This is a genomic window from Streptomyces sp. SID14478 (genome assembly GCF_010548525.1).
Classification (GTDB): Bacteria; Actinomycetota; Actinomycetes; order Streptomycetales; family Streptomycetaceae; genus Streptomyces.
This window is the reverse complement of the sequence record NZ_JAAGMG010001274.1, coordinates 1-6,976: the sequence shown is the minus strand read 5'-3', so window position 1 is coordinate 6,976 and position 6,976 is coordinate 1. Positions and strand designations below refer to the sequence as shown.

Sequence of the window (6,976 nt, the reverse complement as noted above, 5' to 3'; positions counted from 1 at the left end):
CCGGCGGGGTCGCCGTGCCCGAGTGGCGCGGTGACCCCGCCGTGCGTGCGCGTCCGCGGGGTGCGGGGCCGTGCGGTGGCGCACGTCAGTCGTCCGTCAGTCGGGCGTCAGCCCTCCTTGGCACAGTCGTGGACAGAGCCGAAGCCTCTGCCCCGGCCGATTCCGGTACGTCCGTGAGGAGCACGTCCGTCATGGCGCAGACCACCGATTCCCCGGGCCCCACGCGGGCCCTGATCCTGGCCAACCCCGCCTCCGGCAGCCACAGCCCCGAACTGGTCGAGCAGGTGAGGCAGTTGTGCGCCTCGTACCTGGAGGGCGCCGAGACCCACCTCACGACCGCTCCCGGCGATGCCACGACCGCGGTGCGCCGGGCCCTGGCGCGGCCCGCCGGGGACGCACCCGACCTCGTCGTGGCCATCGGCGGCGACGGCACCGTCCAGGAGGCGGTCCAGGCGCTGGTGTCCGCGCCCGGCGCCGCCGCCCTGGCCGTCGTACCGGGCGGCACCGGCAACTCCGGCTACAAGATGCTGTGGGGGGAGCGGCCCTGGACCGAATCCCTCAAGGCCGTCCTCGCCGACCACGCCCCCGGCGGCAGCGCCGTCCCGCGCCCCCTCGACGTGGCCCGCCTGGAGGAGACCGGGAAGTACGTGTACCTGGGCGCCTGCTCCGGTGTGATCGCCGACGCCCTGCTCACCGCCCGCACCCTGCCGTTGACCGGGCGCGAACGCTATGCCCGCGCGTTCGCGGACACGGCGGCCGGCTACCTGCCCTATCCGGGCCGCGTCAGCGTCGACGGACGGATCGTGCACGAGGGCCCGACCGTGCTGGCGAACGTCGGCGGCGGCCCGTACCGCGGCGGCCGCTACCTGGTGCTGCCCGACTCGCTGCTCGACGACGGCCTGCTCGACGTCTGCGTCGTCGGCGGTGACGTCACCGCCGACGACATACCCCGACTCACCCTGAACGCAGGGCACATGGACCACCCGGCCACGGTGTACGCCCGCGGCCGCACCATCACCGTGGAGCGCACCGACGGTACGCGGCTGCCGCTGGAGCACGACGGCGAGTACCAGCACGCGATCGGCTCCACGGCCACCTTCCAGGTCCTTCCCGGCGCCCTGACCGTGTGGGCCCCGGCCCCGGAGCGCCCCTGACGCTCCCCACCGACTCCCGGTGCGCACCACAGACCTGACGGCGCACCGGGTGACTGCACCACGACATGAGGAGAGAGCTCGCATGAGCAACCTGACCGACACCGTCGACCGCTACCTCGCGATCTGGAACGAGGCGGACGCCGACAAGCGCGCCGCCGCCATCGCCGAACTGCTCACCCCGAACGCCCCGTACATCGACCCGCTCGCCGCGGTCGAGGGCCACGACGGCTTCGCCGCGGTCGTGGCCGGCGCTCGCGAGCAGTTCGCCGGGCTGTCGTTCGAGCTGTACGGCACGGTCGACGCCCACCACAACCAGGCCCGGTTCCAGTGGGGCCTGGTCGCCGAGCCGGGTGCCGAGCCGGTCGCGATCGGCTTCGACGTCCTGGTCGCCGACGAGGAGGGCCGCGTCACGGGCGTCTACGGCTTCCTGGACAAGGTCCCCGGCGCCTGAGCCACTCCTGAGCAGACCGCGGGAACACCGGCGAAGCGTGCTCCCGCGGTCGCCCCATCAGCGGCGTGCCCCGCCCCCGTACGGCAAGGAAGGTGTGCCGCGACCATGACCGCAGTGCTCAGCGACAGCGTGGCCCGCACCCTGTGCGCCGACTGGGGAAGCACCGCGCCCGCCCACCCCCGCACTCCGTCCGACTTCCCGCTGCGTGAACTCTCGCACTGGGCCGCGGGGTTGCGCCCCGAGCACATTCCCTGCCGGGTGCTCAAGCTCGCCGCCAGCCAGGTGCTCTCCCAGATCGCCTCCATCAGGGCCGGGCTGCACCACCCGTTGGGCCGGCGGCTGGTGGCCGCCTTCGGGCACCCCATGCAGCGCGACCCGCGCACGGCCGCGGGCGTCTTCGCGGCCCTCGGCTCCTGGCTCAATCTGGACGACACCGCGTACGCCGGGCACCTGTCCAACTCCACCGTCGCCGTGCCGCTCGCCTTCGCCTACGCCCGCGGCCTCGACGGGCCCTCGCTGCTGACCGCGGTCGTCGCCGCCAATGAGTGCGCGGCCCGTATCACCGCCTCCGCGACCCTCGGCCCGCTGCGCGGCCAGAGCGCCGTGCACACCCATCTGGCCGGCGCCGTGGCGGGCCGGCTGCACTGCGACCGGGCCTCGGCCACGGTGTGGGAGAACTCCCTGGGGCTCGCCTTCGCGATGCCCAACTGGCCCTTGATGCGCGCCTTTTTGGCCAGCGACGCCCGGCTGTTCAACACCTTCACGCCGGTACGCACCGCGATGGACGCGTGCGACGCGGCGTACGCGGGGCTGCGGGGCGCCCCCGACATCATGGAACACGAGGAGGGCTTCCTGGCCCGGTTCGCGACGGTGCCGCTGCCGCAGGCGGTGGCGAAGGGGCTCGGCCGCCGCTGGCACACCGACACGCTCTCCTTCAAGATGCACCCCGGCGGTCCCGGCATCGACGCGGCGGTGGACTGCGCCGCGGAGATCCACAGGGTGCTGGGCGCGGTACGTCCCCAGGACGTGTCCGAGGTGGTGGTGGAGGCGTCGCTGTACACGCTGTTCGCGGGGGAGCGCGCCGCCCAGTACGTCACCGGTCCGGGCTCCCCGCTCGGCGCCCTGGTCCTCGACGTGCCGTACCCGGTGGCCAGCACGCTGCTGACCGGTGAGTTCACCGTCGAGGACTTCTCCTCGCCGAACCTGGACGACCCGGCCCGCTGGGCGCTGGCCGACCGGGTGCGGCTGGAGCACGACACGGAGATGACCCGGGAACTCTTCCTGTCCGACGCGCCGTTCGGCGAGGCGGTACGGGAGGCGGGCGAGCTGGCCGTGCCCTGGCTGCGCGGGTTCGGCGGCGACGAGCTGATCGACCTGCTGGGCTCGCTGCAGGCCGACGGCCGGGACTTCTCCCGGGCCACGAAGGCCACCGGCGCCCGGGTCACGGTCCGCCTCACCGACGGCCGTACGGTCTCGCGCACCCGGCTGATCCCGGTGGGTGCGGCCGGCCCCGACACCCGGGTCCGGCACGCGGACCTGGTGCGCGAGAAGTTCCTCTCGGTCGGCGGTCCGCACGAGGTGTCCGACACGGTGGACCGGCTCCACCGCATGCGCCCCGCTGCCGTACGCCGCTGGATCGAGGCGGCCTTCCTGGACTGAGCGCCCGCACGGGCTCTCAGGAGGGCAGCGGCAGTCCCACGGCCTGGACGAGTTCCTCGACCCGCTCCACGACGTCGGCGCGCTCGCTCTGCACCCACGAGATGTGCTGGGCGCCGAAGAGCGCGGCCACCAGCACGCGCGCCAGCGCCCCGGGGGCGATGGACACGGCCAGGTTCCCGGCGGCTCTGCACTCCTCCAGGAGTTCGGCGAGCAGCCCTTCGTACTCGATGTACGGGACCGGCAGTTCCACCTTGATGTGGGGGCGCTCGATCTGCAGCCGGGCCCCTGCCTCGATGTAGGGATCGTCGCGGAACCCGCGTGCCGTGTGCAGGAGCACGTCGGCCACCGTGGCGGGCGAGGTGCGCTCACCGGCCAGGGCGGGGGCGATCGCGTGGTTCAGTCTGCGGTACAGCTCCTCGACCACCGCGACCGCTATGGCCTCCTTGTTGGAGAAGTGGAAGTACACCGCTCCCTTGGTCATGCTCGCGCTGTCGGCGATGTCCTTGATGGTCACGTTCGGGTAGCCGCGGTCGGCGAAGACCTCCGCGGCCGCGTCGAGGATGGCGCGCCGGGTGCGGACCGCTCTCTCCTGTTTCAGGTGCGAGGTGTCGTCGAACGGTGCGTTGACGGAGAGGGGAGTCGGTGAGCTGTCGCTGTCTTTGATCATGGCGTCTGTCCGTGCCCTAACGGTCCGCGGTGCGGGCTCCACTTGTCTGACCAGGGGGGGATGTTCGGTCGGCGGTCGAGTCCCGATTTAGCGTTGCTATATACCTTCCCGAAGGTATATTAATTGTCCGCCGGACGGCATCGCACATGACTGCTCGATCACGAGATAGATCCTGACTCTCATCTTTTCGGGGGCGGTTTCCGCATGTCAGTTGCGCTCAATGTTTCCAGCACTGCTCACACACCAGCAACACTCACGGACGGATTGACGTTCTTACGTCCCGTCGCCAGGGAGTTGGTACACCGCAGTTCGGTCGCGGAGGTCTTCATCACCGACGGCGTCCCGGTCGGCGACGACAGGTTCGTCGTCGCCGCGCAATGGCCGCGCGACCACGCGCTGTACCACCCCGACGAGAACGGCCTGAGCGATCCGCTGCTGTTCGCCGAGACCCTGCGCCAGGGCATGGTCTACCTCGCGCACCAGCACTGCGGCATCCCGCTCGGGCGCCGCTTCGTCTTCCGTGACCTCGACTTCGAGGTCACGGACCCCGCCTCGCTGCGGGTCTCGGGCACCCCGCAGTCCGTACTGCTGGAGGGCACCTGGTCCTGGGTGGGGGGCACCGGGCGCGGCGGCCGGGCCGAGGCCCGGCTGGACGTCACCCTCGTCGCCGACGGCCGCACCTGCGGCAGGGGCAGCGCCTGCATGCTCATGATCGACGAGCGGCGCTACAACCTGCTGCGGCGCATGGCGCCGAGCGGCACCACCGAAGAAGCCGGCGCGCCGCCGGCCCCGCGGGCCGTCGTCGCGCCGTACCGGGTGGGGCGGCTGCGCTGGCGGGACTGCGTCCTGGAGCGGGGCGACGCCCCCGACGACTGGGTGCTGCGCGTCGATCGCAACCACGCGGTGCTCTTCGACCACCCGACCGACCACATTCCGCTGATGGTCCAGCTGGAGGGCATCCGTCAGCTCGGCCACCTCGCGGTGCACGAGGCGCACGACGGCCGGTTCGCCGAGCTGTCCTTCGCCCTCACCCGGGCCACCGTGGAATGCCTCGCCTTCGGCGAGTTCCAGCAGCCGGTCCGCCTGGTCGTCGAGGAGCGCTCGCCGGCAGGCCCCCGTGACGCGGAGCCGTACCGGCTGCGTATCGCGGCGGTCCAGGGCGACACGGTGCTGACTCGGGCCGAGACCACGTGGGAGTGCGTGGGCGCGCGGGTCGTGACGGCGGCACCAGCGGCCTGGTAGGCCCGCCGCCGGGGGGAGTTCAGCCGGCGCTCGGGGTGCTCAGGGCGCGGGTCAGCACGCCCCACATCGCGCGGACGTCGCTGCGGGAGGGTTGTTCCCTGCCGGGTTCGGTGCTCGCCAAGGAGACCGTGACGGGCACCGCCACGATGAGATCCGCCAGTGGGGCGCTCGGCAGCGTCGCGTCCCACTGCCCCGCGCGCTGCACCTCGTTGACGAGTCGCAGCGTGACCCGGTGGATGTCGTCCAGGACGGGGGCCGTCTTCTCGGCCGCCCGTGCGGCATCGACCTCCAGGCGCAGCGCGGCCTGCGCCCGGAGGTTCGTCGAGAAGAGGTCGCCGAGCCCGAGCACCAGGGCTGCCAGGCGGTCGTGCGCGTCCCCGGGCGGGGTGCGGGCCTTGTCCAACAGGGCCGTGACGCCGTGCAGCAGATGACCCGTCAGCGCCGCGGCCAGCTCCTCCTTGGAAGAGAAGTGCCCGTACAGCGCGCCCTTCGTCAGACCGATCTGGTCGGCGATGCGCTGCAGATTCGTATTCGCGTAGCCGTAGCGCGCGACCTCGTAGGCGGCGGCGTCGAGAGCGCGGCTGTGCGTTTGCAGGGCGCGTGCCTGCTTCGCCACACAGATCACCTTCTTCGCTGGGGCCGCGGTAGTGAGGAACCGGGCCAAATTAAATACGTTCTCGAACGAATCATAATCGGTGAGGATTGGAGAGCACCAGGTGAATGCGCGTCAAATGCCCCTGCAACAGGGAGCGGTCGGGAGCGTTGCCCAGGCGTGCGACGGCATCGGGGGCGCGGTGGCCTCCGCGGCGACACACGCGGCGACGGCCGACGCCACGGGGCGACTGGCCCCGGAGACCGTCGCCCAGCTGACCCGGGCCGGATTCGCCCGGCGCTTCGTACCCGGCCCGTGGCACGGCACCGAGGGCACCTTCGGCGACCTGCTCGCCGACGTGGCCCGTGTCGGGGAGAGCTGTGCCTCCGCCGCGTGGTGCGCGGCCCTGTGGGCGGTCCACGCCAAGTACGCCGCCCACCTTCCCGTCGAGGGACAGCGGGACCTGTGGCAGCACTCGCCGGACGTGCGGATCGCGGCGGCCCTGCGGCCCTGCGGACAGGCCGTGGCATTACCCGACGGCTGGCTGCTGACCGGGACCTGGGAGTTCGTCAGCTCGATCGCGGACGCCGACTGGGTACTGCTCGCCGCCGTGGTTCCCCACGAGGCACCGCGGTTGTTCGCCGTGCCCACCGACGCGGTGCGCATACAGGAGTCGTGGTCCTGCACCGGGATGCGCGGCACCGGCAGCCACACCGTGGTCCTGGAGGCACCCGTCGTCGTACCGGAGCACCGGACCTGCGAACTGGAGGGGGTCCTGGCCGGGTTGCCCGGACCCGGGCGGCCGCCCTGCCACAGCGCTCCGGCGTATCTCGGCACAGGCCTGCTGATGTGCGCGCCCGCCCTGGGAGTGGCTCGCGGGGCGCTGCGGGAGTGGGCGGCATCGGCCGCGCGGCACGGATCCCGTCCCGGCCCCGACGGCGCCTGCACCGTCCTCCACCTGACCCTGGCGGACGCCACCGACGAGATCGAGAGCGCCGAACTGCTGCTGCGGGACGCGGCCGAGCGTGCCGACTCGGGCACGCGCGCCGAGCGCGACGTGGTGCGCAACCGCAGGATCGCGGCCGCTGCCGCGCACCTCCTGGTCTCCGCCGTGGAACGCCTGATGCGCGAAGCCGGCGTACGCGCCTACGGCGGCTCGGCGGCGCTGGAGCGTTCCTGGCGCGACATCCACGTGCTGACCGCGCACCAGG

The 6,976-nt window shown here is 72.4% G+C and carries 7 protein-coding genes; 5 read left to right on the top strand and 2 right to left on the bottom strand.

Features of this window, described 5'->3' with window-relative positions:
* The first annotated feature begins 191 nt into the window (after nt 1-191).
* The 3 genes from G3I40_RS40860 to G3I40_RS40850 all read left to right on the top strand — a co-directional run bounded on the left by G3I40_RS40860 (nt 192) and on the right by G3I40_RS40850 (nt 3,264).
* Nucleotides 192-1,154 carry a diacylglycerol kinase family protein gene (locus G3I40_RS40860; RefSeq protein ID WP_164559870.1) on the top strand — a complete coding sequence of 321 codons (963 nt, stop codon included), beginning with the start codon at nt 192-194 and terminating at the stop codon, nt 1,152-1,154.
* A gap of 82 nt (nt 1,155-1,236) precedes the next feature.
* Nucleotides 1,237-1,605, top strand: coding sequence for a nuclear transport factor 2 family protein (locus tag G3I40_RS40855; protein ID WP_164559869.1), 369 nt, complete (start codon nt 1,237-1,239; stop codon nt 1,603-1,605).
* A gap of 105 nt (nt 1,606-1,710) precedes the next feature.
* A complete protein-coding gene (locus tag G3I40_RS40850; RefSeq protein ID WP_203645721.1) occupies nt 1,711-3,264 on the top strand; it encodes an MmgE/PrpD family protein in 1,554 nt (517 codons plus the stop codon).
* A 16-nt stretch (nt 3,265-3,280) separates the two neighbouring features.
* Here G3I40_RS40850 and G3I40_RS40845 read toward each other — a convergent pair whose 3' ends face one another.
* Complete coding sequence (locus G3I40_RS40845; RefSeq protein ID WP_164559868.1) at nt 3,281-3,931, bottom strand: ScbR family autoregulator-binding transcription factor; 651 nt, start codon at nt 3,929-3,931, stop codon at nt 3,281-3,283.
* Nucleotides 3,932-4,195: 264 nt separating this feature from the next.
* On the opposite strand from G3I40_RS40845, the gene G3I40_RS40840 reads away from it, so the two are divergent.
* A complete protein-coding gene (locus G3I40_RS40840; protein WP_239092241.1) occupies nt 4,196-5,173 on the top strand; it encodes a ScbA/BarX family gamma-butyrolactone biosynthesis protein in 978 nt (325 codons plus the stop codon).
* A 19-nt stretch (nt 5,174-5,192) separates the two neighbouring features.
* Here the strand turns inward: G3I40_RS40840 and G3I40_RS40835 are convergent, their stop codons facing one another.
* Nucleotides 5,193-5,789, bottom strand: a complete 597-nt coding sequence (locus G3I40_RS40835) for a TetR/AcrR family transcriptional regulator (protein WP_343245187.1) — start codon at nt 5,787-5,789, stop codon at nt 5,193-5,195.
* 115 nt (nt 5,790-5,904) lie between these two features.
* On the opposite strand from G3I40_RS40835, the gene G3I40_RS40830 reads away from it, so the two are divergent.
* Nucleotides 5,905-6,976 (top strand): acyl-CoA dehydrogenase family protein (locus G3I40_RS40830; RefSeq protein WP_164559865.1); only part of this gene is annotated, 1,072 nt, incomplete at its 3' end.